The organism is Burkholderia sp. Ap-955 (assembly GCF_011753045.1).
In the GTDB taxonomy this organism is placed as follows: domain Bacteria; phylum Pseudomonadota; class Gammaproteobacteria; order Burkholderiales; family Burkholderiaceae; genus Burkholderia; species Burkholderia lata_D.
The window spans coordinates 1-24,350 of record NZ_VWWH01000084.1; the positions used below are offsets into that span (position 1 = coordinate 1).

At 65.2% G+C, this 24,350-nt stretch carries 22 protein-coding genes; 9 read left to right on the plus strand and 13 right to left on the minus strand.

Annotation, left to right across the window (positions count from 1 at the left end; all coding sequences use genetic code 11):
- The coding region (locus F3J15_RS29945) for a patatin-like phospholipase family protein (RefSeq protein WP_166895748.1) at positions 1 to 2,250 on the plus strand (2,250 nt) is incomplete at its 5' end.
- 57 nt (positions 2,251 to 2,307) lie between these two features.
- Here F3J15_RS29945 and F3J15_RS29950 read toward each other — a convergent pair.
- From F3J15_RS29950 to F3J15_RS29960, 3 genes are all read right to left on the minus strand, one after another.
- Complete coding sequence (locus F3J15_RS29950; RefSeq protein ID WP_166895750.1) at positions 2,308 to 2,931, minus strand: NAD(P)H-dependent oxidoreductase; 624 nt, start codon at positions 2,929 to 2,931, stop codon at positions 2,308 to 2,310.
- A gap of 312 nt (positions 2,932 to 3,243) precedes the next feature.
- A complete protein-coding gene (locus tag F3J15_RS29955; RefSeq protein WP_166895752.1) occupies positions 3,244 to 4,374 on the minus strand; it encodes an ATP-binding protein in 1,131 nt (376 codons plus the stop codon).
- Between the two features lie 64 nt (positions 4,375 to 4,438).
- A complete protein-coding gene (locus tag F3J15_RS29960) occupies positions 4,439 to 5,149 on the minus strand; it encodes a response regulator (protein ID WP_039366515.1) in 711 nt (236 codons plus the stop codon).
- A gap of 218 nt (positions 5,150 to 5,367) precedes the next feature.
- Between F3J15_RS29960 and F3J15_RS29965 the strand changes: the two genes are divergently transcribed.
- Complete coding sequence (locus F3J15_RS29965; protein WP_166895754.1) at positions 5,368 to 6,282, plus strand: glutaminase; 915 nt, start codon at positions 5,368 to 5,370, stop codon at positions 6,280 to 6,282.
- 239 nt (positions 6,283 to 6,521) lie between these two features.
- On the opposite strand, the gene F3J15_RS29970 is transcribed toward F3J15_RS29965, so the two are convergent.
- Complete coding sequence (locus F3J15_RS29970; protein WP_166895756.1) at positions 6,522 to 8,321, minus strand: DUF262 domain-containing protein; 1,800 nt, start codon at positions 8,319 to 8,321, stop codon at positions 6,522 to 6,524.
- A gap of 597 nt (positions 8,322 to 8,918) precedes the next feature.
- Between F3J15_RS29970 and F3J15_RS29975 the strand changes: the two genes are divergently transcribed.
- The gene (locus F3J15_RS29975; protein WP_166895758.1) at positions 8,919 to 9,293 is read left to right on the plus strand and encodes a cytochrome c; all 375 of its coding nucleotides are present in this window, start codon (positions 8,919 to 8,921) and stop codon (positions 9,291 to 9,293) included.
- A gap of 174 nt (positions 9,294 to 9,467) precedes the next feature.
- On the opposite strand, the gene F3J15_RS29980 is transcribed toward F3J15_RS29975, so the two are convergent.
- On the minus strand, positions 9,468 to 9,854 hold the full coding sequence (locus F3J15_RS29980; RefSeq protein WP_166895800.1) for a VOC family protein: 387 nt from the start codon (positions 9,852 to 9,854) through the stop codon (positions 9,468 to 9,470).
- 334 nt (positions 9,855 to 10,188) lie between these two features.
- On the opposite strand from F3J15_RS29980, the gene F3J15_RS29985 reads away from it, so the two are divergent.
- Genes F3J15_RS29985 through F3J15_RS29995 form a run of 3 tightly spaced genes read left to right on the plus strand, consistent with a single transcriptional unit; the run spans position 10,189 to position 12,029 of the window.
- Positions 10,189 to 10,824 carry an isochorismatase family cysteine hydrolase gene (locus F3J15_RS29985; RefSeq protein WP_166895760.1) on the plus strand — a complete coding sequence of 212 codons (636 nt, stop codon included), beginning with the start codon at positions 10,189 to 10,191 and terminating at the stop codon, positions 10,822 to 10,824.
- Positions 10,825 to 10,857: 33 nt separating this feature from the next.
- Positions 10,858 to 11,115, plus strand: a complete 258-nt coding sequence (locus tag F3J15_RS29990; protein ID WP_345891580.1) for a hypothetical protein — start codon at positions 10,858 to 10,860, stop codon at positions 11,113 to 11,115.
- Complete coding sequence (locus F3J15_RS29995) at positions 11,076 to 12,029, plus strand: fatty acid desaturase family protein (RefSeq protein ID WP_166895764.1); 954 nt, start codon at positions 11,076 to 11,078, stop codon at positions 12,027 to 12,029. The genes F3J15_RS29990 and F3J15_RS29995 overlap by 40 nt, the downstream gene beginning before the upstream one ends.
- A 16-nt stretch (positions 12,030 to 12,045) precedes the next feature.
- Here the strand turns inward: F3J15_RS29995 and F3J15_RS30000 are convergent, their stop codons facing one another.
- From F3J15_RS30000 to F3J15_RS30010, 3 genes are read right to left on the minus strand one after another with little or no spacing between them, the layout of a single operon-like run.
- Entirely contained in the window at positions 12,046 to 13,182 is a 1,137-nt protein-coding gene (locus F3J15_RS30000; protein ID WP_240159149.1) for an aromatic ring-hydroxylating dioxygenase subunit alpha, read from the minus strand.
- Positions 13,183 to 13,186: 4 nt separating this feature from the next.
- On the minus strand, positions 13,187 to 14,785 hold the full coding sequence (locus tag F3J15_RS30005) for a GH3 auxin-responsive promoter family protein (RefSeq protein WP_166895766.1): 1,599 nt from the start codon (positions 14,783 to 14,785) through the stop codon (positions 13,187 to 13,189).
- Complete coding sequence (locus F3J15_RS30010; RefSeq protein ID WP_166895768.1) at positions 14,785 to 15,723, minus strand: fatty acid desaturase; 939 nt, start codon at positions 15,721 to 15,723, stop codon at positions 14,785 to 14,787. Before F3J15_RS30010 ends, F3J15_RS30005 begins: the two co-directional genes overlap by 1 nt.
- A gap of 95 nt (positions 15,724 to 15,818) precedes the next feature.
- On the opposite strand from F3J15_RS30010, the gene F3J15_RS30015 reads away from it, so the two are divergent.
- Together F3J15_RS30015 and F3J15_RS30020 are read left to right on the plus strand one after the other, a co-directional pair.
- Complete coding sequence (locus F3J15_RS30015; RefSeq protein WP_166895770.1) at positions 15,819 to 16,706, plus strand: metal-dependent hydrolase; 888 nt, start codon at positions 15,819 to 15,821, stop codon at positions 16,704 to 16,706.
- On the plus strand, positions 16,703 to 17,602 hold the full coding sequence (locus F3J15_RS30020; protein ID WP_166895772.1) for a hypothetical protein: 900 nt from the start codon (positions 16,703 to 16,705) through the stop codon (positions 17,600 to 17,602). The genes F3J15_RS30015 and F3J15_RS30020 overlap by 4 nt, the downstream gene beginning before the upstream one ends.
- Here the strand turns inward: F3J15_RS30020 and F3J15_RS30025 are convergent.
- Positions 17,590 to 18,705 carry a hypothetical protein gene (locus F3J15_RS30025; RefSeq protein ID WP_166895774.1) on the minus strand — a complete coding sequence of 372 codons (1,116 nt, stop codon included), beginning with the start codon at positions 18,703 to 18,705 and terminating at the stop codon, positions 17,590 to 17,592. The genes F3J15_RS30020 and F3J15_RS30025 overlap by 13 nt on opposite strands.
- Before the next feature lie 9 nt (positions 18,706 to 18,714).
- A complete protein-coding gene (locus F3J15_RS30030; RefSeq protein ID WP_089448145.1) occupies positions 18,715 to 19,425 on the minus strand; it encodes a hypothetical protein in 711 nt (236 codons plus the stop codon).
- A 61-nt stretch (positions 19,426 to 19,486) separates the two neighbouring features.
- Here F3J15_RS30030 and F3J15_RS30035 point away from each other — a divergent pair, with 61 nt between their 5' ends.
- Positions 19,487 to 20,947, plus strand: a complete 1,461-nt coding sequence (locus F3J15_RS30035) for a fatty acid desaturase family protein (RefSeq protein ID WP_166895776.1) — start codon at positions 19,487 to 19,489, stop codon at positions 20,945 to 20,947.
- Between the two features lie 52 nt (positions 20,948 to 20,999).
- On the opposite strand, the gene F3J15_RS30040 is transcribed toward F3J15_RS30035, so the two are convergent.
- The 3 genes from F3J15_RS30040 to F3J15_RS30050 all read right to left on the minus strand — a co-directional run bounded on the left by F3J15_RS30040 (position 21,000) and on the right by F3J15_RS30050 (position 24,014).
- Complete coding sequence (locus F3J15_RS30040) at positions 21,000 to 21,731, minus strand: ribonuclease T2 (RefSeq protein WP_166895778.1); 732 nt, start codon at positions 21,729 to 21,731, stop codon at positions 21,000 to 21,002.
- A 204-nt stretch (positions 21,732 to 21,935) separates the two neighbouring features.
- Positions 21,936 to 22,514 (minus strand): hypothetical protein, encoded by a 579-nt coding sequence (locus tag F3J15_RS30045; protein WP_166895781.1) that lies wholly within the window; start codon positions 22,512 to 22,514, stop codon positions 21,936 to 21,938.
- A gap of 96 nt (positions 22,515 to 22,610) precedes the next feature.
- A complete protein-coding gene (locus F3J15_RS30050; RefSeq protein ID WP_166895783.1) occupies positions 22,611 to 24,014 on the minus strand; it encodes a DUF308 domain-containing protein in 1,404 nt (467 codons plus the stop codon).
- Positions 24,015 to 24,350: the final 336 nt, after the last annotated feature.

Sequence of the window (24,350 nt, forward strand, 5' to 3'; positions counted from 1 at the left end):
GCTGCCACGCCCGCCGCGTCCGGGCACACCTGCGAAGCCGACGGCGGCCCGGCCGGCCGCCCGTCGATCGGCCTCGTGCTGTCCGGCGGCGGCGCGCGCGGCTACGCGCACCTCGGCGTCCTGAAGGTACTGGAAGACAACCGCATCCCGATCGACTGCATCGCGGGCACCAGCATGGGCGCCGTGGTCGGCGGCCTGTACGCGAGCGGCATGGCCGCCGGCGAGATGCAGAAGCGGCTGTCGGAGGTCAACCTCGCGGACATCGCGTTCGACGTGACGGAGCGCGCGGACCTGCCGCAAACCAGCCGGGAGGACGAGCGCCTGTACATCAACGGGCTGACGCTCGGCTTCGGCAAGAAAGGCGTGAAGGTGCCGGTCGGCCTCGTGCAGGGCAACCGGCTGCAGGCGCTGCTCGCGAACTGGACGGCCGCCGTGCCGACCAACCAGCCGTTCGACCGCCTGCCGATCCCGTACCGCGCGGTCGCGACCGACCTGCAGACGGGCCAGATGGTGGTGCTCGACCGCGGCTCGCTGCCGCTCGCGATCCGCGCGAGCATGGCAATGCCGGGCCTGTTCGCGCCGGCCGAGATCAACGGGCGCGCGCTCGTGGACGGCGGGCTCGTCAGCAACCTGCCCGTCGACACCGCGCGGCAGATGGGCGCGAACGTCGTGATCGCGGTCGACATCGGCTCGCAACTGCGTCCGCTCGACGCGCTCGCGTCGCCCGCCGACGTGATGCAGCAGATGGTCGGCATCCTGATCCGCCAGAACGTGACCGCACAGCGCAAGCAGCTCGACGCACAGGACGTGCTGCTCACGCCGGACCTCGGCTCGCTCGCGTTCACCGATTTCCAGAATGCGAAGCAGGCGATCGCCGCAGGCGCTGCCGCCGCGACCGCGGCGCTGCCGAAGCTGAAGCGCTTCGCGCTCACGCCGGAACAGTACGCGGCCTACCGGTCCGCGCACGCGCAGCCGCTGCCGCCGCCGATCCGGATCACGCGCATCGACATCAAGACCACCGGCGGCGTGCCGAAGCGGGTCGTCAGCAACGCGCTGCACGTGAAGCCCGGCGACACCTACGATCCGAACACAGTCAGCCAGGATCTGCTCGGGCTCACGACCGGCGGCAACTTCGAGAGCGTCACGCAGCAGATCGTGAGCCACGGCGACGAAAACGTGCTCGAGATCGATGCACGCGAAAAATACTGGGGGCCGAATTTCCTGCTGTTCGGGCTCGGCATGTCGAGCAGTTCGACCGACGAAGGCGGCTTCCGCCTGCACGTCGGCTACCGGCGGCCATGGCTCACCGAATCCGGGCTCGAATTCCGCGCGGACACGACGATCGGCAGCGACCTGCAATCGGCGCGCATCGAGTTCCGTCAGCCGCTGTCGATGGCGTACGGCGTCTATCTGTCGCCGTATGCGGAATACCAGCGCCGCTATGCGAACCTGTACGACGACAGCGGCGACGTGAAGATCACGCAGTACCTGATGCAGACCGCGCGCGCCGGGCTCGATCTCGGCTTGCCGATCGGGCGCCTCGGCGATTTCCGGATCGGCCTCGGTTATGTGACCGGGCACGGCTCGCCGACCTACAACCTGCCGTTCGACGACGGCAGCGGCCAGTCGCTGCTGTGGCCGAGCTTCACGTCGCAGGCGCTGACCGCGCGCGCGCGGCTCGTCATCGACCAGCTCGACGATCCGCTGTTCCCGCGCAAGGGCTATTTCACCGAGCTGCGTATCGAACGCTCGCTGGTCTCGCGCAACGGGGGCTCGGCGTCGAACTTCGACGACAGCATCAACAACGCGCCCTACACCGAGATCTACGGCAAGGCGATGGTTGCGCAGCAGTTCGGCCGGCACAGCGTCAGCGCGACGATCGAAGGCGGCAAGAGCATCGGCGGCACGAACCTGATCAACGCGTTCAATTTCACGCTCGGCGGCTTCCAGCATCTGTCCGCGTATGCGGCCGACCAGTTGAACGGCAACGAGCTCGCGTATGCGCAGGTGACCTACATGAACCAGCTGATGACGTTCAACGCATCGCCGATCAAGGCGCTGTCGGTGGGCGCCAGCGCGGAAGTCGGCAACGTCTGGTCGAGCGGCCAGCAGATCGGCGGCGGTGCGCTCAAGCAGAGCTATACGTTCTTCACGAGCCTGTCGACCGCGTTCGGGCCCGTGTACATCGGCGTCGCGCTCGCGCCCGGCGGCCGCCGCAACTTCTACCTGCAGCTCGGCCGTACCTATTGAGCGTGCGCGGATGCCGCTCCGGCGGCCTCCGCGTCTCCCTCGCGCCGCCCAGCCGGGTCAGAACTCCGCCGCCATCGTGACCGCGCGGGCTCGCGCCCGCTCGATACTGTCGTTTGCGCGTGCGCCCCACGTGTGTTCGACGGTCAGGCTCCTGACCTCGCTCACGCCGATGAACCTCAACCAGAATTCGATGTAGTCGGCCTGATGCCGGAACCCGGGATTGTCGGCACCCGCACCGGTTTCCCGACTTTGCCCGCGAACATGGATCACCAGCGCGCGTGGAATCTCCAGCAACGGCGCGTACGCTGTGCCGTCGAACGTAAACAGCATGTTCCGCTGGCTGACGAGATCGCTCAGTTGCTTGAGCTTGTACGGATAGCCGAAATTCCACATCGGCACGCCGACGACGATCCGGTCCGCCTCCTGAAAGCGCTTCACGAGCGACTGAATGCGCCGCCAGATCGACTGCTCTGCCTCATCCATCGGCGCGTTGGCGACGCCCTTGTACTTGGCGCCGATCGCCTCGCTGTCGAAGTCCGGCAAGTCCTCCTCCCAGACATTCAGCGTATCGACGTCGATCGTGGCGCCCGTTTCCCGGTACGCATCGACAAAGGCATTGGCGACCGCGATCGAAGCCGATCTGGCGCCGCGGGGAGAAGACACGATATTCAAAAGCCGCATGATGTGTGACCCGGACAGGAATGCATGAACAAGGGAGCGGCCATCGTGGCGGCCCCGGCTTCACTGCTGCGTCGCGAGCCGCCCGCCTGCGCTGTCATCCATCGGCCCGCCCATATAGTTGCAATTGCAATCGTACTGCAAAGCGCGTACGCGCGGCAAACGAATCGTCACGAGACGATTGCGGTGCGGGAAAGCATCGATACGGGGAAGGTGCGGCGGAACAGGCCGGCGACGCGCTCGAATCCGGCGCGCGCGGCAGTGTGCTGTCGTGGTGTGGTGACTGACGAGGCTCGGCGCCCGAGCGGCGTATCGCTAGACCGGCCAGCTGATCTCGAAGCGCGCGCCGCCGAGTTCGACGGGATCGACGACCGCGATCCGGCCGTTGTGCGCATGGAGCACCTGCCGCGTGATCGACAGGCCGAGGCCATAGCCGCCGGTGCGGCGGTCGAGGCGCACGAATGCGTCGAAGATTCGCTCGCGTTCGCTCTCCGGCACCCCGGGACCATCGTCCTCGACGAAGATCCCGATGTTGCCGTGCACGAGCGAGATCCCGACGACGATCCGCGATTTCGCGTACTTGCTCGCGTTGCGCAACAGGTTGCGCATCGCATACGACATCAGCCGCCGGTCCATCTTCACGCGCAGGTCCGACCCGATCGCGATGCGCGACTCGATCGCGCGCTCCGGATACAGCAGCTGCGCATCACTGACCTGATGCTCGAACCACGCGACGGGGGCCGTCATCTCGAGGTTCGACTGCAGCGAGCTGTATTCGAGCCGCGCATACGTGAGGCTCATGTCGATCAGCTCTTCGAGCTCGGTCACGTCCTGCGCGATGCTCTCGAGCGCGCCCTGGTATTCGGCCGCGGAACCCGGTTCACGCAGCATTTCGAGCGCGAACCGCACGCGCGCGAGCGGCGTGCGCAGCTCGTGCGAGATGCCGTTCGTCAGATCGCGCTGCGCGGCGATCAGCCGTTCCATGCGCATCGCAAGCGCATTCAGCGTCCGCGCAAGCGGGCCGATGATCACGCTGTGCGATTCGCGCGCACGCGTGTTGAAGCGTCCGCCCGTGAAGTCGATCGCGCGCTCGCGCACCATCACGAGATCCGACCATACGGGCCGCATCCACCGGTACGCCGCGAGCGCCGGTGCGGCAAACACGAAGACGAGCACGATCCAGATGTCGCCGGGCAGCGAGTCGAACGCATGCCACACGACCTGCGGCGACAATTCGACGCACAGCGCGAGCGCCGGCACGAGCGCGGTCAGCAGCACGAGGCCGAGCAGATGCAGGTACGTACGCACGTAAAGGCGCGACCAGCTCGGAATGCGGTCGGCGCGCGTATCGGTCCACGCGCGGCGGAAATGCAGCCAGCGCCACTTGACGTAGCGCAGCGTCGGCAGCGGCGGTGCATCGGGGTGCGAACGGGTTCGTCGGATCATCTCGGCTCCCGGCCGGCGGGTGGCATGCCCGCGCGGAACGTGACGGCATCGTGCGAACGCCGCGTCATTCCCACGCGTGCTTGCTGAATTGATAGCCCTTGCTGCGGATCGTCTTGATCCGCTGCGGGTTGCTCGCGTCGTCGCGCAGCTTGCGGCGCAGCTTCGAGATGCGCCCGTCGATCGTGCGGTCGAGGCCGTCGAATTCGACGCCGCGCAACTGCAGCATCAGGTCGTCGCGGCTGACGACTTCGCCGGCATGGCACACGAGCGCCCACAACAGGTCGAATTCGGCCGACGTCAAGTCGGGCGTGCTGCCGTCGGGCAGCACGACGGAACGGTCGGTGCGGTCGATCGAGAACTTGCCGAACGCGTAGCGCTCGGGCTGCGGCGCGGTGCTCTCGGTCACGCGCGCGGGCGCGCGGCGCAGCTGGGCCTTGATCCGCGCGAGCAGGATGCGCGGCTCGACCGGCTTGTGCACGTAGTCGTCCGCGCCGAACTCGAGGCCGAGCAGTTCGTCGAACGGCTCGTCGCGCGCCGTCACCATGATGATCACGCCGTCGTACTGCTTGCGTGCCTCGCGGCAGATTTCGAAGCCGTCCTTGCCCGGCAGGTTCACGTCGAGAATGACGAGATCGGGCCGAATGGACAGGATCGCCGGCACCGCGGCGTCACCATGCAGCACAGTGTCGACTTCATAGTCGTTCTTGCGCAGGTAGCCGGCGATCAGCGTGGACAGGCGGGTGTCGTCTTCGACGAGCAGGATGCGAAAAGACATGGGCAGCGGTCGGGTCATCGGGGAAGCCGCGGCGGCGCCGGCCGGTGCCGGACGCCGGCCATTGGCCGAAACGTACCGCATGATACTGCGCCGGCCGATTGCCTGTTCAGAGGTCTTGAAAATAAGGGCGCGATATCGTCCGTGCTTGACGAATCGGCGCCGGGACGGTTCCATACGGGCTCGCCAGAATCCGGCCACTCACCTACCCGCCTGACTTGATGAATTACCAGACGATCCTCGAACGCATCCACACCGAACTCGCCCCCTGGATTGGCCAGGGCCGGGTCGCCGACTACATTCCCGAACTCGCGAAAGTGCCTGCCGACAAGTTCGGGATGGCCGTCGTGACGCTCGACGGAAACGTTTGCACGGTGGGCGACGCGTACGAGCGCTTCTCGATCCAGAGCATCTCGAAGTTGTTCGCGTGCACGCTTGCGTTCCAGCTGCTGGGCGACGAACTGTGGGAACGGGTCGGCCGCGAGCCGTCCGGCAACGCGTTCAACTCGCTGGTCCAGCTCGAGAGCGAGCGCGGCAAGCCGCGCAATCCGTTCATCAACGCCGGTGCGCTGGTCGTCACCGACGTGCTGTGCCGCCGCTTCGTGAAGGCCGAGACGGCGCTCGTCGAATTCGTGCGGCGGCTGATCGGCGCGAACGACATCGACTACGATTCGCGCGTCGCGCAATCGGAGCTGCAGCACGCGGAGCGCAACCGCGCGATGGCGCACTTCATGGCGAGCTTCGGCAACATGCAAATGCCGCCCGACACTGTGATCGACGCGTATTGCCGTCAGTGCGCGATCACGATGAACTGCGTCGAGCTCGCGCGCGCCGCGCTGTTCCTCGCGAACGGCGGTGTCGCGCCGGTCACCGGCGAGCGGATCGTCGATTCGAGCTCCGCGAAGCGGCTGTCGGCGCTGATGCTGACCTGCGGCACCTACGATGCGGCGGGGGATTTCGTGTATCGCGTCGGACTGCCCGCGAAAAGCGGCGTCGGCGGCGGGATCGTCGCGGTGCTGCCGGGCGAGATGGCCGTGTGCGTGTGGGCGCCGGGGCTCGATGCGAACGGGAACTCGTTGGCGGGGACTACGGCTTTGGAATGGTTGACGACTTATTCGGGAAGGTCGATTTTTTGAGGTGGCGAAGTTAGACGCACCTCACCCGGCGCAATGTCGGCGGGTGAAGATCGACGCATATCGGCACACTCAACGGCGAATTCGTCATTCGTCAGCAATCGACCCACACCGCCCCTTGAAGTCAAGCTGCGCGCTACGACACCCTCCGAAGTAAAACAATCATACGGGTAGCCGGCCCCGGCCAGCGATGCGAGCTACATCCGTCTCTTCCCCACGTCACCGGCCGGCGATCATACTAATTAATTAGAATAAGGGTAGCGATTGGATTGCTCCATAAACTCACCAAAGAATGAAAATTCATCTTTTTCAGAAATTGGCTCCGGATCCGTATTCGCAATCTTTCTCACATAAATCTTCCCATCATATTTAATAGGATATTTTCCTCTTGTTATTTTCATCAAAACAACATCTTTTTCATAATACTTTATAAATACCACATTCCTCTGAATCGCTCGCTTGATTTCATCATTAATTGGCTCATCCTCAATTAACTGATGGAGTTTTTGCTGGTAAGTGTCAAGATTTTTATAAAATTTCCTCGCCTCTGCACCAACACCTGCCACATAGAAATCCCCATATTTCACAGCTTTTTCAGAATAAATCCCTTCATGGCGCAGCGCGTGCCCCTGATTATCCGCCACACCAATAATTACGTAGCTATCCCCTGCATGAGAGTTTGACATAGCCGTAAGCGTTCTAACCACTTTCGGCAGAATTTTGTCGTTTAACCCTCCAGCCCTCGAGAGATCGTGCAAACCTATCTTAAAGTCATAGCAAACATTCTCCGTCCTAGACTGATTAAGTATATTTTGCAAATTATCGACCCAAGATATTGCCGTCGGATCCATCCCTTCCCGAGCAATGAATTGCGAAGAGATCACTCCTTTTGTTGAGTTTATCATCTGAATACGTTCAGATTGCACCCATTTTCGATCATTACTGAGTCGGCCCATGCAGTTTGTTGCAACGCCTTTCAAAGCCCGAGCCAGCGACCCTACATTCTGTATTTTTTTGTTTTGCAACATCAGCAAATCAAAAAATGCAAGGTAAATTACTTGGTAAGCGTGCTGAATCTTCAAGGGCCTATCAGAATATAAATGCGTCGCAAGATTGTACCCAAATTCATGCATGACCTTGCCCAACTCATCAAAAACAAAACAAAATTGCTTGTAAATGATATCAGCACCATGCTTCAAAACTGCATCATTCGCAAGAACTGCAACCTCAGTTCCATCGGTATATACATCATCCAGAAAATTGGACGACGTTTTGGCATTTTCCTTTAGCAACAGGTGTAGGAGAATGTGAGCCACCACTTCCTCATCGCGAGATGCCAAGATATTCTCAGCAGTGAGAATATGACTTTTATTCCAAAAAGTATCTCGAACTTTTATTCCATAATTTAAATCATCGCTCGTTAGGCTGATGTTGCGCATTGCCTCCAAATCCACAATATCCGTGTGCGACACATCTCCGCGAATATACATAGCGCACCTGCGAACCAATTGCGGAAAATCCGCTATCGCACCAGCCTGACGGACTTCATGCGTGGACAATCGCACTCCACCTGTATTTATTCGCCTGAATGTTTCATCCACATTAGCTGTGGTCGTGTAAGTTGAAGTCGAAATCGGAAGTGGATAATTAAGAATATTTGTGCAGGCAGCAAAATTCAATGTAGGAAGCTTTTGTTCAAGCTTACCTTCCTGCAGAAGCCTGTTTGTCTCCGCAACAATTGAGAGGTCGAAATAACCACCATCCACACGAAACTGACCTTCGATAAACGAAGTTATTGCCTCAAGTCGCTGCATGCCATCCAAAATCTCGAAGCAGTTGCCCCTAGAAGGATGCTCAAATGCAACACCCAAAAACAACGGAACAGGAAATTGATTAATGAGAGAATCAATGAATCGCTGCTTTTCAACCAACGTCCATACAAGCTTACGCTGATATCTACGATTTACAATGAATTTCCCAAGGCGAAAATTGGTATAAACGGTTTGTATTGGCTCGCCACGAATATTTAAATTATTTTGCATGATATTAAATTACCCACCAGATATCGAAAATAAAATTTTGCGCCGGCTTAGCGTGCTAAAAAAGTCCCCGGAAGATAAGTTGATCACGGAAGGCTCAGTGCATGCAAGCGAAATGTGTCTCCTAACTTCTGACGTCCCGACAGGTTGCGGACAGGGCCGCTTCGGACTGGCACGACGTGGCAGCGGTACGTGTGCATTGGGTGTTATTCTTTCGTCTCGTAACGGGAGGCGGATTGCACCCGTCGATGCAACAAGCTTAAAGCTGCAAAGGAAAGTAGTCTATCCAACGATATTTTTTCTGCCGACATGGCGGCCCGGTCCGAACCCGGGAGTCGGAAGTGAAGTGATGCCTGTCCGCGCGGTCTGTGTTGGCGAGAGTACATGTCAGTTTATATTGACGGAGTGCAGGGACGCTGGCGCTGGAGTGGTTGACGACTTATTCGGGAAGGTCGATTTTTTAAGGCGGAGAAGTTGAGCGCGCCTCACCCGGCGCCATGCCGGCAGATGAATGTCGGCGCGCTCAATGGAGAACTCGCCATTCGGCAGCCATCGCCCCCACAGAGACATGCAGCGGCTCACACAACAAAACTACGAAAAATGAAAATATTCCTCGTCGCTTCATTGGGTGTGTCATTGCTTGCGCAAACATCACCCGCCTTCGCGGATAGTGATAACGGGAAAAAGATCTTCCTGGCGAGATGTGCGATGTGCCATGGAGCAGATGCCAGAGGCACGGGGCCATTGGCCAATAAAAGCAACCCACCCACGCCCGACCTTACGACGCCCGCCTTCAAGAAGCGGCTCAACGATTATCCCGGCGTCATTGTCTCGTCAGTCACCCTCCGTCCCAATGGGGACCTGATTCCGAAAACGTTGCGAGAGAACGGCGTAAAACTCCCGCCCCACTCCTGGACAGTCCAAGATTTCCGCGATTTGAATCAATACATGAGCGGATTGATTTTGAAAAAATGAATGTTTTGCTGCGGGTTTGTATTGCCGGCGTACGGCACGCTGGTGCAGAAGGGGTGGATGACTTGCTCGGGACGCCAGGTGTTCCAAACGCGCCTGCACCCCTTACGATCGGCCCGTAGCCCCGTGTCCGGCTGATATCGACATGCGCCGCTCGGCAGCAAACGCCACTCGCACTCACCCGGCTTGCGCGAAATTCAACTCGACGCCATTGCCCGCCGGATCACGGAAGAAAAACTGCACCTGGCCGGTGAGCGGAACGTGCGCGCGCGTGAACGCCACGTTGGCGTCTGTCAGATGACGCGCCATGTCGTCGGCGTCTGCGCATGAAAACGCAACATGATCGAACGTATTGGCAACGTTTGACGGGCGCGACTCGCCCGGCCGCGCTTCCGACAGATGCAGCACGGCCTGCGTGCCCGCATACAACCAATACCCGAAGCTCTTGAACGGCGGACGAAACCCTTCCTGCAAGCCGACGATGTCGACGTAGAAATCCCGCAGCGAATCGAGTGTCGGCCGATCCGCGCGCAGATTGTAGTGACTGAATCCGGTAACTGGCATGGCGTGTCGCTCGTGTTGGCACAACGTGACATGAAATGACATCACGCGAGGCATTGCGGCTTCGGGCATGCTCCGCGCAAGAACTGCAAGCCGGTAGCGGCGGGCAGTCGCGACCGACCATCGGCGTCGACGTCACACTACCGTGACCAACCGTGAGTCGATAAAGCGCATGCCAGTATATTGCGGCCGTGCAGAGACGTGGCGCCGGTTTGGCCGGGGCCGCCGCGCAGCACGGTAAAACGCCCCTACGAAAATCGCATCGGCAGCCGATCCGATTTTCCGGTACAAATCGGGGACGCTGACATTCCCCGCGGGCTATCGGAGACTCTCGTTCATGACTCGGCAACACGCACCGGATATCGCAACGACCACCCCCACGCACCCCGGCGACAGCCCGTCCGCGCCGATTCCCGCCATCGTGCCGTCGAGCACCGCGCTGCTCGTCATGCATTACCAGACCGACATCCTCGGCCTCTTTCCGTCCGTCGCACCCGGGTTGCTCGCCAATACGCGCCGGCTCTGCGATGCGGCGCGGGCCGCCGGCGTCGGCGTCTGGTTCGCGAACCTCCGGTTCAGCCCCGGTTATCCGGAAGTCAGCCCGCGCAACAAGAACGGCCAGGGCATCAAGCAGCTCGGCCTCTTCGTCAACGACGGCCCGTGCCCGGAGCTCGGCCGGCAGCCCGACGAGCCGCTGATCGTCGCGCACCGCGCCAGCGTGTTCTTCGGCACCGATCTGCAGGCGCGGCTGGTCGAGCAAGGTGTCGATTCACTGATCATGGTCGGCATCGCGTCGACGGGCGTGATGCTGTCGTCGATCGCCCACGCGAGCGATGCGGACTTCCGCCTGTACACGGTCAAGGACTGCTGCTACGACCCGGACCCGGTGGTCCATGAGCATCTGTTCTCCACCGCCTTCGAATCGCGCACGACGGTGCTGTCGCTCGCGGACGCGTTGCGGCTGCTCGAGTAAACAAGCGGTCGCGCGGGCGATGCGAAAGACCGGCTGGGCTTGCGCGCCGTGCTCGTGCGGCCCGATGGCGTCGTCGCCTGGGCCGGTGACGATGCGCCGAACGTCGACGAAGCAGCAAACGCGGCCATGCGATGGTTCGGCAAGCCACGCCGCGCGTTGAATGCGGCCGCTCGACGTCTGAGGAAACCGGTGTATATTGCCGACCGATACGCCTGCATGCGCACCATCGACGGTGCGCCCGACCTCATCGAATGCTCACGCCATCCACCCTGCCGACGCCTGCCGAACTGAACCGCACGCTGCCGTTCGCGGCCGGTGCGCGGCCATGGCGGCTCGTCCGCTATGCGTGCATCGACTGGCTCGGCATCGTGCTGTGCTGGGCCGCGATCCGCTTCGTGCCGAATCCGTTCGTCTATGTCGCGGCCGTGCTGCTGATCGCGGGCCGGCTGCAGGCATTCGGCGTAATCCTGCACGACGCCTGCCACCTCCCGATGCGGCGCATGACGCTGCCGCTCGCGCTCGTCGAAGCGCTCGCCGGCTGGACGATCGGTTCGTCGATCGCCGCGATGCGCTATCACCACTTGCGCCATCACCGCGCGGTCGGCACCGCCGAGGATCCGTACCTGCACCGGCTGGCCGCGCGCGGCGGCTGGGTGCAGCGCGTGATGATGCTGCGCGGCGCGCTGCTGCCGGTCTGGTGGCCACTGCGCGCGCTGATGGCGCCGCTCGCGCTCGCGTGGCCCGCGTTCCGGCCATGGTACGCGCGCGGCTTCATGCAGGACCGCTCACACCAGGATTTGCGCCGTCACCCTGAAGTCATCGCCTGCGCGCGCGCCGACCTGCCGCATTGCGCGGGCTATCTGCTCGCGATCGTGGCCGTCGTGCACTGGGATCTGCCGTTCTTCACGTACTACGGACTGCCGTGGATCGTCGGCGGCATCATGAACGCGAACCGTGTGCTGCTCGAACATCAACACGTCGAGATCGACGAACGCGCGCCGGAATCGATCTGGCAAATGACACGCACGATGACGTTCGGCTGGATCGGCAAGCTCGTGCTGTATCCGCGCAACATCGGCTATCACCAGGTGCATCACGCGTATCCGGCGCTCGCGCTCGAACATTTGCCGGCCGTCCACCGCTACCTGACGGACGGCACCGCGTTCGCGCCGCCCGCATCCGGCCAGACCGGCCCCGCGCACTAGACGCCCCGAGCGGCGCCTACAGCTCGAACCGCATCACCTTCTCGCCGCACTGTGCGACCGGCAGCGGCTCACCGCGTTTCACCGCATCGAGCAGCCGGTCGATCGCGACGTGCACGATGTCGGCGCGCACGTTGTGCGGACGGAAGCCCGGCGCGTTGTCGAGGCCCTGCCGGTGCGCGCGCATGATCCGCACGTCCTGCTGGATCACGAGGTGCGTGTACAGGTTCAGCAGCGGCCGCAGCGCGCGCAGCATCCAACGCGGCAGCCGGAAGCGATAGGCGATGTACGTATAGACGCGCGAGCGGCGCGCATCGATCGGTGTGATCTGGCTGACGATCAGGAACCCGGAACGTTCGCCCCACAGGTAGTCGCAGCGCGTCACGTTCGGCGCGATGAAGCGGTCGACGTGCGCGAGCGGCACGCGATCGGGGTTCGTGAGCCAGTCGAGACAGAAGCCGATCTTGTCGTCGCCGTCGTGATACGTGACGGCGACGCTGTCCTGTGTCGTCGCGACCGTCGCCTCCATCGCCTGGCCGCGGCTGCTGCGAAAGATCCCGTCGTGCACGAATACCGTATGCGGCACGTCCATGAAGTTCTGCGCGAGCATCGCGATGTCGCCGTCGAACGTATTCACCATGAAGTACGACTGCCACGGCGCGACGTCGCAAAACGGCATCCGGAAGATCGCACGCGCCGACGGATCGTCCGTGCCGAGGTACACCCACACGAGCCCGTCGAGCAGTTGCACGGGCAGCGTGCGCTGCCGGAACGGGTAGCGGCCGGGCGTGCCGGCCGGCTGCGAGCCGTCGATGCTCGGCACGTGGACGACCTGCCCTTCGCCGTCATAGCGCCAGCCGTGATACGGGCACACGAGCGTGTCGCGGTCGACCTTGCCGGCCGACAGGCGCGTGCCGCGATGCACGCACTGGTCGATCAGCGCGGCGATCCGGCCGTCGCGCTGCCGGAACAGCACGATGCCGGTATCGAGGATCCTCACGCCGAGCGGCTTGTCGCGCGGGAGTTCGCGTTCGGTGCACGCGACGAACCATTGCTCGTGCAGGCCGTCGGGTAGCGGCGCATGGTCGTGCGCACCGGCCGCATCGCGCGACGGGCATTCATGCCCGCATCCACGTGGTTCGATCGTGTCGTTCATCACATCATTCATTTGTCATCGCCAGCAACGCATCAGCCATTGGCAACCGCGTCACGAGTGCGCACGGCTTCACGTCGCCCGCGCGGATCCCGGCCCGTTCGGCCGCGTGTTGCAGCAGGTCGCCGAGTAGCGCCGGCGATCGGCCCAGCCAGCGCATGCGCAGCGGACCGAGCTGGCCGAGGCGGCGCGCGTGAGCGTAGTGGAACGCCTGCACCAGTTCGGCTTCGACAGCTGCGCACATTGCGTCGGCTGCCTCGGTGCCGATGTCGCCGGCAACGCACAGCACGTAATGCGGCAGTCCTTCTTTGGCCACGCACGGCACGACGCACGCGCAGACTTCGCGGTACTGCTCACGCGCGCGGTTCAGCGCTTCAGCCGCAATCTGTTCGTCGAGTTTCTCGCCGACGAGATCGACGCTCGCCGCCGCACGCCCGACGAACGCAATGCGCGGCGTGCGCGCGGCCATGCCGACCACGCGCACGCGATCGCCGAGCGCATAGCGATACAGCCCGCCGCCCGTGGTCAGCAGCACCTGCGCGTCGTCGCCGGGGCGCAGCCCTTCGACGTCGCACACGCTGCCGTCGTCGCGCACGAATTCAAGGTAGTGGCTGCCGATCGCGAGCGGGCAACCGTCGCCCGTGCCGAACGGAATGCTCGCGACACCTTCCGTCGCGAACAACCCCTTCGGCAGCCATTGTGCCTGCGGAAACCGCACGTGCAACGCGTCGGCGTAATGCTTGCTCGGGCCATCCAGCCAGCAGCTCACGGCGGCCAGGCGCGGCCACAGCGCCCGGCAATCGCCAGCCGCGATCGCACCGCGCAGCGCCGCGCGGCGGTCGGCCGGCAGCGATGCCTCGACCCATGCGAGATCGCGCGCGCCGTCGGCATCGTTGCGATCGAACAGCGGGCGCAGCACGCTCGTCAGGAACGTCGGGCTCCATACGCTGATGAATGCGAGCGCTTCGTCCGCGACGAGCGCGCGCAGCGTCTCGCGCCGCCACGTCGTTGCGTTACCGGTTAGCGGCGGCACGAGCAGCGTCGACGCGAGCGCGGCCGCGCTGCTGTCGCCGAGGTAGTCGAGATCGCTCGCCGAGCCGACCGGAATCCCGTTGGGCGCGACGCCGGGCGCCTGCAGCGGCGGCGACATCGACCAGTACGCGCGCCCTTCGCCGAGCGCCGGACAGGCGCGATACATGTCGGCCAGCCATACGGTCATCGCAGCCTGCAGTTCGCGCAGGAACGCGGGCGTATAAGGAATCAGCTTCTGGCGCGCGGTGCTGCCGCTGGTGCGCTCGAGGAACACCGGGCGCTCTGCGCTCAGCACCGGTTCCGTTTCGTGCGACACACGATCGAGCCACGGCAGGAAATCGGCGGCCTCATGCACGGGCACGCGTTCACGGAACTGCGCGGGGCTGTCGATCCGGTCGAAGCCGAACCGGCGCCCGAATACCGTATCGCGGTTCGCGGCGAGCAGCGCCGTCAGCCGGCGCGCCTGCATGTCACCCGGCGCTGCAAGGCCGGCCTGCCATCGATCGACGTCCGGCTGCGCGGCGCGTGCGAACGTGCGCCATGCATCGGCCGGGCTGCGGGCGGACGCGTCCATCAGAAATAGGTCTTGTCGAGTTGCGCGAGATCGTCGGGCAGCCGGCGCGGCGGCGCGAAGATCGTGAGCCAGCCGTACCACAGCGGCCGCGTCTCGCGCAGGTCCGACACCGCGTGCATGTCCTGCCAGCGCAGCGCGGGGCGGCGATGATGCGTGAGGTTGTAGTTGAAGTTCAGCAGCAGCCAGCGCACCGGCGTCGGCGCGCGCATGTTGTACGTGCCTTCGACGACGTCGAGCGGCGTGCGCATGTGGTACACCCATTGCAGCGACGACCACGAGAACGCGAACGCGACATACGCAACCAGCACCGCCGACGCCGACCAGTCGAGCAGCCAGCCGGCCAGCAGCCAGGCACCAGCGGCAGCAAGCGTTTCGTAGCGGATGCGGCGGAAGTCGGCCGCCTTGAATTCCTTGAAGGCGGCCGCGTAGGTGTTGTCGTCGCCGCGCGCGGCGAGCCGCTGCATCGTGCGGCCGGGTACCAGCGCGAGCACGAAGCTGCCGACGAAACTGCCGAGCCAGATGCCGCCGAGTATCGCCGCGTAGTATTCAACGCGCTTGCGCAGCAGCGATTCGTCCGCGGTCGCGAAATCCGCGCGCTCCGCGCGCGTGCGGTTGCGCACGTGATGGCCGAGATGGTTCACGTGAATGAGTGTCGCGGCCGCGCCGAACATCGTGGACGCCCACCACATCATCATATAATTCGCGATCGGCCGGCGATGCCCGAACCCGTGAAAGGTTTCGTGCATCATCGAGAACACGCCCTGCATCACGAGGCAGAACGGCACAAGCACGAGCCACTTGATCGCGCCGGCGCCGGTATGCGACAGCCAGGTAAGCGTGCCGGCCCACACCACGCTCTGCAGCGCGAGCACGAGCAGGTTCGCCCGATCGTAACGTCGGGTCTGCGCGGCAGCGGCTTGCGCGCTCGGTCGGTTCATGGTTCGGGATGGCGGTTGTTTGCACGGGAGGATACAACAGATGCGTCAGCCGCCGGTAACGGCCCGCGCCCCGTCCCTGGCGGGGCGGAACTAGCATGCGGCCGTTTCGCCGCCCGAGCGCCGACAGCCCCGCGTCGCGCATGCCGACCCGCGACGTGCGCTTCGCGATCGACGAACGCATTCCGCGCTTCTGGTATCGCGGCACGTGCCATGTCACGCGCTTCTTCGACGCGTTCTCCGTGATGTTCCCGCTCGGCGAGCGCTTCTTCATCGAAAGCGTGCGGCCGTTTCGCGCCCAGGTTGGCGGCGATGCATCGCTCGCGGCCGACGTCGACGCGTTCGTGCGGCAGGAAGCGTCGCATATCCGCGTGCACCGGCTCTACAACGCACGCCTCGCGTCGCAGCACGTGCCGGTCGACGCGCTCGAGGCGCTGCTCGAAACACGCCAGCGCAATGCCGCGCGGCAGGTGGCGCCCGTTACGCGGCTCGCGCTGACGGCGTGCCTCGAGCACTACACGACGATCCTCGCGCACCGCCTGCTGAGCGACCCGGCGATCCTCGACGGCGCCGACCCGACAATGGCGGCCGTGTGGCGCTGGCATGCGATCGAGGAAACCGAGCACAAGACCGTCGCGTTCGACGTGTTCGCGGCGGCCATGCCGAACGCGGTGCGGCGCTATGTCGTGCGCTGCGCGGCCATGCTCGGGATCTCCGTCTACTTCGTGATCGACCTGATTTATTTCGTGCACCGCCTCGTCGCCGTCGACGGGCAGACCTGGAACCTGCGCGGCTGGCTGCAACTGCTGCGCTGGCTGTTCGTCGCACCGGGCATCTTCACGCGCGTGATGCCGATGTGGCTGTTCTGGTTCTCGCCGCGCTTCCATCCCGACCGCCTCGACAGCGAGGCGGCATTGCGCGCGGCACGCGCCGCGCTCGAACCGTATCTGACCACTGCCGAACCCGAACCGGAGTCGCACGCATGACCCGCGCGCCGTGGACGCCCGACGGGTTCGACGACTGGCGCCGCCACTATCCGGCGACGCCGTTCACGCGTGCCGCGGCGAACCTCGACCGGACCGACGCGTTCATCGACGGCTGGACACGGCGCACCGCCCGCCTGCCGCTGACGACGACGGTGGTGCTCGTCGCCGGGCTGTATTCGGAATGGCTGCCCGGCTGCAACCGCGGCGCGCGGCAGACGCTCGGCGCGGCCGGCTATCGCGTGCTGACGGTGCCGGTGCGTTCCGCGCGCGGCGTGTTCGATCAGGGCGCGCATATCGGTGCATACCTGCGCACGCATCTGCCGGCCGGCGGCGAATTCGTCGCGCTTGCGCACAGCAAGGGCGGCATCGACACGCTCGCCGCGCTCGTCGTCGACCCGGCGCTGGCGGCGCGTTGTGCCGGCCTCGCGCTGATGCAGCCGCCGTGCGGGCCGTCCGCGATCGTCGATACGATCTTCCGCCACGGCATGCCGCCGCACGTGGCCGCGCCGTGGCCCGACCGCATCGCACGCCGCATGCTGCGCACGCGCTGGGCCGACGCCGGGACGCGCGACATCAGCAGCCGGCGCGATCCGCGCGTCGGCGCAATGCTTGCCGCGCTGCCGCGCGACCTGCATCTCGTGCACGGCGTGAGCTGGTCCGTCGAGGCGTCCACGCGCTTCGATTCGCATCACGGGCGGCTGAACGGGCATCGTCCCGGCTGCGCGCACGACGGACAGTTCTATCTCGAACACCAGGTGATGCCCAGCATCCCGCAGATCTGCCTGCCGCGGCTCGACCACGGCCAGCCCGTGCTCGGCGGGCTCGGCTTCGACGCCGGCCGCTTCTGGCTCGCGTTCGCCGACCTGCTGCACGTCACGCGCGCTCAGACCAAGTAGATCTCGAAGCCCGGCACGCGGCCGGCCAGCAGGCCATCGATCGGCACGGCCGGCTCGCCGGTCGACAGCGTATAGAGATCCATCGGCGTACGCGCCGCGTGGTAGCGCGCGAGCGCCGCCCCGAGCGGATCGCGGTCGTACAGGCACAACTGCATCAGCGCATGGCTATTGCGCACGCGCAGCCACGCGGCATCGAGCAGCGCCGCGAACACGGACGGATCGCGGTCGCGCACCTGCAGGTGCGTCAGATAGACGTCGCGCAACGGCTCGCCGGGCGCCGCGATACGCGGGCGGCGCAATGCGGGTGCGACTGCATTGAATGCGACACGGACCGCCCGCAGCGGCAACGGCAGCCGTTCGAGCACGATCCGTTTGATCTCGCCTGCATCCCACGGCGCGACGCAACCGACCAGGTTGTCGTGCGCGTCGAGCGCCAGCAGGAACGCGTCGATGCCGAACGACGGCCACGTGTCGAGCCGCCGCGCGAATTCGTCCGCGGAGAACACGCCGCCGAACGGCTGGCGGCGCGATTCGGCATCGAGAAACGCGCGCAGTGCGTCCGCATGATGCGGCTGCGCATCGACGATCCGCACGCCCGGCACGCAACGCGGCACCGACGACAGCCCGCGCTGCGCGTAGATCGACACGTTCTCGTAGCCGTGCCAGTGCGTGAAACGCAGCCGGTTCTCGCGCCGCGAGCGCGCCAGCGACTGCACCGCGAGCCGGTTGTCGCGGATCATGCAGCAATACGCATGCTGCACGCCGGCGTCGGCGCGCAGGGTCGCGAAGCGTGCGCGCACCGAGTCGGTCCACTCGCGCGACAGCCGCCGGTCGTGCATCAGCCGCAGGTCGCCGAGATAGGCGACCGGCTGCGCGCGCTCGCCGAGATAGCCGTCGCGCACGACGAGGCTCGCAAGCCCCTTCAACGACGCACGCTCATCTTCCGCGAGCCAGACCTCATGATGCGGCGCGTGGCAGCGATGCAGCGCGAAGTAGTCAGGCGCACGATCGAAGCGCAGCGGCAGGCTGCCCTGCATCGCATGACGGGACTGGAAATCGAGAATGCGCGCATTGTCGGCCGATTGCGCGAGACGGATCCGCATGCGCGTGGCTCACACCCCGTCGAACAGCCGGCGCGCAAGCGGCCGCAGGTTCGACGCCGACAGTTCGCACAGGCACACGAGTTCGTCGCCCTGTGCGTAGCCGGGATTGCGTGCGAGGAAGTAGTCGACGTCGGCCAGCCGCCGGTGCGCGGCCGGCACCTCCGCGAGCACGGGCGCAAGCCGGCCCTGCGGCGTGTCGAACGACAGCAGGCCGGTGGCGGAGTCGTACGCGTGCCCGTAGCGGCTCGCGGCCAGGTAATCCATCAGGTCCTGCGTGGCCGGGGCGGTCAGGTTGTCGGCACGCGGCGCGTAGTCGCGCGCGAACGCACGCAGGTAGCGATAGGTGCGATGCCCCTTGCAGATCAGGAACCAGTACAGCGGCACGGCGGGTGCCTGCCGCCACACGTCGCCCGCGTGGCGGATCCACGCGAACGCGAGATGCTGCGTGCCCCAGTGCGCGGGATCGATGATCGTATCGCCGGAAAAGATCACGCGGATCGACGCGTCGCGCCAGCGTGTCTCGTACTGCTTGAGCGTCGAGAAGCCCTGGATCGCGCCACCGCCGTCGCGCAGCACGATGCAGTGCGTCTTGTCGCCGAGGTCGCGGTCGAACTGCGCACGAACCGTGTCGCAATAGGACGCCGCATACAACGAGAACATCCGGTCGATGTCGTCCGGGCCCAGGGCCGCACGTTCGACGGCGGTGGCACGCAACTCCATCGGGTACTCCTGCAAGACTGAACAGCTTGCTATGATAGCCCGTTACCCGCCTGCTCCCGCCATGTCCAACGCCGTTTCCCGCCAGGATGCGAACGACGCGCCGATCGCCCGGCCATGGCTGCTGCTCGCCACCTATCTCGTCGTGACGGGCGCGTTCTACTCCTTCGTCACGCACCTGCCGCTCGGGCCGGTCACGATCATTCCGGCGAGCACACTCGATCGCGCGGTTCCGCTGCTGCCCGGCACCGTGCCGCTTTACCTCAGCTACCTGTTCGTGATGCCCGCGCTCGTGTGGCTCGGGCGTGGCCGTGCATGGCTGCTGCCGGCGTTCTTCGCCGGCACGCTCGCGGCCGGCATTTGCCTCGTGTGCCATCTGCTGCATCCGACCGCCGTCGCATGGCCGCCCGTTCATGACGGCTGGATCGCGTGGCTGCAGCGGATCGACACGCCGCTTGCCGCATCGCCGAGCGGACACGTCGCGCTGCCGGTCGCGATCGCCATCGTGCTGCTGGCGCTCCGGCGGCGGTCGGCCGTGCTGTTCATCGCGTGGAGCGCGCTGCTGATGGTGACGGTACTGACCACCGGCCAGCATCGTGCCGCCGACGTCGCATGGGGCGGCGCGATCGGTATCGCGGCCGGCGCGCTCACGCTCACGCTGCTGCGCGCCAAAGTCGACCTGCGCACGATGGCGGCCGCGCTGCTCGAATGGGCGTGCATCGTCGTGGCGATCCGGGTGGCCACCGCGCTCGGCGCGTGGTACCTGTATGCGCTTGCCGTACTCGTCGTCGCGACGCGGCAGCATGCGCTGTTCATCCTGTATCACGACGCGGTCCACTATCACCTCACGCGCCGCCGCGGTTTCAACGACTTCCTGATCAACGTCGCGATCGGCGTGCCGGGGCTCGTGCCCATCGAGTTCTACCGGCCGCTGCATCTCGCACATCACCGGCATCTCGGCACCGAGCAGGACCCGGAGCGGCAGTTCCTCTATCACGACCAGCCGTGGCGGTTCCGGCCGCTCGACGCATGGCCGCTTGCGCGGCAGTTCCTCGGCGACCTGCTCGTGCTGAACATGGTGCGCAACATGGCGGCATTCCGGCGCGCGGGCGGACAGAACACGCGGCTCGACCGGCCGTTCCAGGCAGCCGCGGCGGTATGGGGAGTCATCGTCGCGCTGCTCGTGTGGGCCTGTTCCGTGCAGACGCTCCTGCTGGTCGCCGCGCTGTGGTTCGTGACGCTGCTCACGCTGTCGGTACTGCTGCAGAAGATCCGCAGCATGGCCGAGCACAGCGGCGGCCCGCACGCGACGCCCGGCTGGGCCGACTGGACGTATTCATGGCGCACGGGCTGGATCGGCCGCGTGTTCGTGTGGCCGTATCACATCAACCTTCATCTGCAGCATCACCGGAATCCGGCGGTGCCGTGGCATGCACTGCCCGACGCGATCGACGAACACGAGCCGCAACTCGACGCACCGGAACTGGCCCGGCTGCTGTGGTCGGGCATCCCGCCGAAGCCGTGACCGGCGACGGCGCACACGATGTCGCGCGCCGTCGCCCCTTCGCCCTTCCCCGTTACTTCGCGATATACACGCCCGACGTCGGGCACGTGCCCTGCGTGTTGCCGTCCGTCACGAGCGATGCGGCGCTCGGGAACTGCGCGGCCGCATTGGTCTTCACCGCGATCCATGCCTCGGTGAAGTAGCTGACGCCATTCGTCTTCGTGCACTTCAGCGACACCGCGCTGCGCGTGTTGCTGCCGAATGCGCCTTCGAAGGCCGACAGCAGCTGGTTACGCGTGACCGTCTTGCCCGCGTTCGCCTGCAGGAACGCGTTGAACGACGTGTTGCCGAGCCGGCTGATCATGCCGGATGCCTGATTCCAGTACGCATCGGGCGAAGTCGAGTTCGAGCAGGTGCCGTGCTTGAACCACTCGTGCTTGTCGAGGCACGACGCGACGCCCGGCATGTACGTCGACAGCGTGTTGCGGGTCGCGCTGCTGATCGGGTACGCATCCATGCTGCACCACTGGTGCGCGTTGTCGAGATCGATGTCGTTCTGCGGCACGCCGCAGTAGAACGGCTGGTTGCCGTCGTAGTTGTTCGGCCACAGGCCATGCAGCGACAGGCTCGTCGCCGCGTACGTGCCGGCGAGGTTCGTGCATTCGGGCGTATCGTGCGACGCGCAGAAGCCGGGCTCCCACGACGCGGCGAGCAACAGGTAGTCGTAGCTGGTCTGCGCGGTGGCGTGCAGTGAAACGGAAGCGACGGCGAGTGCGGCAGCGGCGCGGGCGAGCGTCTTGAGCATGGCGTTTCCTCGGAAAAGGCTTGCGGTCGCGGGATGCGCCGCAAGATTGTCGAATGTCTGTCCGCAATTGTTGCCGACGCAACATGGCACGAATGTGAAGGTGGACGAATGAAGTCCGGCGGCGCGGGTACAGGCACCCATCGTCGCGTCGCGCGCTGCCTCACACGGCCGACACGTGCCGCCACACTGGCGGCACGCCGCCCCTCACGACCCGGCGCCCAGCTGCGTGCACGCGCGTGTGATCGATTCGGGGCCTTCGAGCGCGAGGATCTGCCACACGCCGATGCTGACGCGCCGGCGCGCCGCCGTCGACGCATCGGCCAGCAACGCCTCGACGCGCGGTGCGGCGCCTGGCGCCTGCTGCTTCAGCGCCGCGTGATGCCGGGCTCGCGACGCCGGCTCGGATTCGTAGACGTCGCACAGGCGCACCATGCCGGCGAGACCGGCGAGGTCGTCGTCCTTGTCGATCGCGCCCGGCTCGACCGGCGCGAGCCCCTTGCGCTCCGCCGCCGGCAGCTTGCTGCGCGCGCCTTCGTCGATCGACGTGGCGGATGCCGGCGGCAGGCCGCCGATCGCCGCGACGATCCGGCTGCCCGCGGCGATCATGTCGCCCTGGCACTCGATCTTCTCGGCAGCCGCGACGTTCGAGCAGAACGACACCGACGTGCGGTACACGTCGTCGCTCATGCGCGGCACCTCGTCCGCGCTCGCCTGCGCGAAGCCGGCGCTCGTCAGCGCCAGCGCGGCGGGAATCAGGATGCGGAACGCTCTCGTCTTGTTCATTGTTGTTTGCGTAGGGGGGTTCTCGTGGCGGGCAACATCGCGCGGCCGCGCAGCGGCGGCCGCAGTGCCGCCGGGCCCGCGTCCGGTGGCACGCGATCACTTCATCGACGCTGCCTCCGAGCCGCCGGGCGACAGCGCCGCGCTGTCCTGCTCGCGCCACGTGCGTCGCGACGTCATGATCGCCTTCACGGCCGAGCGCGCGACCTTCCACCACGCGAACGGCCGCGGATCGGCGAGCATGCTGAGCGCGCGCGCATAGTCGAGCGTGAGCCCGGGCGTCCATGCCATCGTCACCGCGCGCTTGCGGATCTGCGCGGCGACCCACAGCTCGGGCGTGAGCAGCAGCCGCACGAACGCGCCCCACCCGGCACGCGCGCCCTTCAGCCGCCACACCGCACCGTCGAGCGCGGCTTCGAGCGCGTTCGACACCGTGCTCGAGCAGTTGCGGTACGTGAGGTTGTACGTCACGTTCTGCCGGTACGACGTCCAGAAGGCATCCAGCTTCGATGGATCGTAGTTGCGGATCCGCACGCGCACGGTCGACGGGCACCACGCCTTCGACTCGGTCGCGTAGTCGGGCTGGAACAGGCCCGGCACGTCGTTTTCGCGGGTCGCGCGCAGGATGCGCGTGAATTCGTCCGGAGAACGATCGATTTCGACGCCCGGATACAGGCTGATATAGATACCCTCGGGCGACTCCAGCGCCGCGTGCCCGGTCGAGATCACGCCATTGACGTCCACGGCCGCGATATAGCGGTCGATCACCGGATAGCGCTGCGCTTCGGCCTTCGACGTGCCGGTCGGCGTCCACACGTGCACGGTGAGCGCATGCTCGCCGTCGGCCGGCGGGCCGTCCCATTCGGATTGCGCGAAATGCGGCTGGTCGCGTGCATCGTCGAGATCCGGCGCGAGCGCCGGCGCCGGCGACGTCGCGAACGCCGGATTGCGCGTCAGCCGCCGCACACGCGCGGCGAGGCTCAGCATGTGCATCCCGCCGAACATCAGCAGCAGGCCGAGGCAGTACGGCACGGTGCCCACATAGTGCGTCGGGTACGGCTGATAGAAGAAGATGGCCAGCAGGATCTCGACGACGCCCCATGCGAAGGCGACGTTCCAGCGGCGATAGCGCACCATCCACGCTGCAGTGCACTGCAGCAGCCCGTCGACGAGGAACAGCGTGCCGAAGATCATCGACAGCAGGAAATGGCCGTGGTGATGCCCCGCGAACACGAGCCCGGCAGCGACCACCACCACGATCCCCTTCACATAGCGCAGGATGCGCTGCCCGCCTACGCCGCTGCCGGCCACGGCAAGCGTCGCGAGCCCCTCGATCAGGAACAGCCACGCAAAGATCTGGATCGGGAAGTGCAGCGCGCCATCGAGTGCATCGACGAAGATCACGACGCCCGCGACGATCCGTACCCAGCCGATCACGGTCAGCCCGCGCCAGCGGGTACGCAAGTATTCGATGCCCAGCAGCAGCAAGACCAGTCGTACCATCGCGCCCTCTCGTCATTTTTTTGGGATACGCGCGGGTCACGCGTGCCCTGTCGTTTCGACCGCGCATCGTGCGACGCGCCAGCCGAAAGGCGGTAATTCATACCGGCGCGTCATGCCTCGACATGACCGTTGGCGGCCGGTATACCTCCGCACTGGCCGAATAATAAGATATGGCGGAGACGGTTGAAAGCGGCGACGAAAACGTTGTCGGCACGGCACGGACAGGGGCCGTCGACCGCTGCCAAGGCAGATTTCGCGTTCGACAACGCGCAGTGGATACGCGAGAATCCGGCTACCGAGGGCGAAAGCCACTGAACTGAACCGAACCGCACAGAC

Excerpts from the sequence above, each read along its gene's own strand:
- F3J15_RS30040 (WP_166895778.1), bottom strand. The coding sequence starts at position 21,731 with ATGCTCAAGACGCTCGCCCGCGCCGCTGCCGCACTCGCCGTCGCTTCC.
- F3J15_RS29965 (WP_166895754.1), top strand. The coding sequence starts at position 5,368 with ATGAATTACCAGACGATCCTCGAACGCATCCACACCGAACTCGCCCCC.
- F3J15_RS29950 (WP_166895750.1), bottom strand. The coding sequence starts at position 2,931 with ATGCGGCTTTTGAATATCGTGTCTTCTCCCCGCGGCGCCAGATCGGCT.
- F3J15_RS30000 (WP_240159149.1), bottom strand. The coding sequence starts at position 13,182 with ATGAACGACACGATCGAACCACGTGGATGCGGGCATGAATGCCCGTCG.
- F3J15_RS29980 (WP_166895800.1), bottom strand. The coding sequence starts at position 9,854 with ATGCCAGTTACCGGATTCAGTCACTACAATCTGCGCGCGGATCGGCCG.
- F3J15_RS29955 (WP_166895752.1), bottom strand. The coding sequence starts at position 4,374 with ATGATCCGACGAACCCGTTCGCACCCCGATGCACCGCCGCTGCCGACG.
- F3J15_RS30015 (WP_166895770.1), top strand. The coding sequence starts at position 15,819 with ATGCGGCCGTTTCGCCGCCCGAGCGCCGACAGCCCCGCGTCGCGCATG.
- F3J15_RS30050 (WP_166895783.1), bottom strand. The coding sequence starts at position 24,014 with ATGGTACGACTGGTCTTGCTGCTGCTGGGCATCGAATACTTGCGTACC.
- F3J15_RS30030 (WP_089448145.1), bottom strand. The coding sequence starts at position 19,425 with ATGGAGTTGCGTGCCACCGCCGTCGAACGTGCGGCCCTGGGCCCGGAC.
- F3J15_RS30025 (WP_166895774.1), bottom strand. The coding sequence starts at position 18,705 with ATGCGGATCCGTCTCGCGCAATCGGCCGACAATGCGCGCATTCTCGAT.
- F3J15_RS29985 (WP_166895760.1), top strand. The coding sequence starts at position 10,189 with ATGACTCGGCAACACGCACCGGATATCGCAACGACCACCCCCACGCAC.
- F3J15_RS29995 (WP_166895764.1), top strand. The coding sequence starts at position 11,076 with ATGCTCACGCCATCCACCCTGCCGACGCCTGCCGAACTGAACCGCACG.
- F3J15_RS29975 (WP_166895758.1), top strand. The coding sequence starts at position 8,919 with ATGAAAATATTCCTCGTCGCTTCATTGGGTGTGTCATTGCTTGCGCAA.
- F3J15_RS30035 (WP_166895776.1), top strand. The coding sequence starts at position 19,487 with ATGTCCAACGCCGTTTCCCGCCAGGATGCGAACGACGCGCCGATCGCC.
- F3J15_RS30005 (WP_166895766.1), bottom strand. The coding sequence starts at position 14,785 with ATGGACGCGTCCGCCCGCAGCCCGGCCGATGCATGGCGCACGTTCGCA.
- F3J15_RS29960 (WP_039366515.1), bottom strand. The coding sequence starts at position 5,149 with ATGTCTTTTCGCATCCTGCTCGTCGAAGACGACACCCGCCTGTCCACG.
- F3J15_RS30020 (WP_166895772.1), top strand. The coding sequence starts at position 16,703 with ATGACCCGCGCGCCGTGGACGCCCGACGGGTTCGACGACTGGCGCCGC.
- F3J15_RS30045 (WP_166895781.1), bottom strand. The coding sequence starts at position 22,514 with ATGAACAAGACGAGAGCGTTCCGCATCCTGATTCCCGCCGCGCTGGCG.
- F3J15_RS29970 (WP_166895756.1), bottom strand. The coding sequence starts at position 8,321 with ATGCAAAATAATTTAAATATTCGTGGCGAGCCAATACAAACCGTTTAT.
- F3J15_RS30010 (WP_166895768.1), bottom strand. The coding sequence starts at position 15,723 with ATGAACCGACCGAGCGCGCAAGCCGCTGCCGCGCAGACCCGACGTTAC.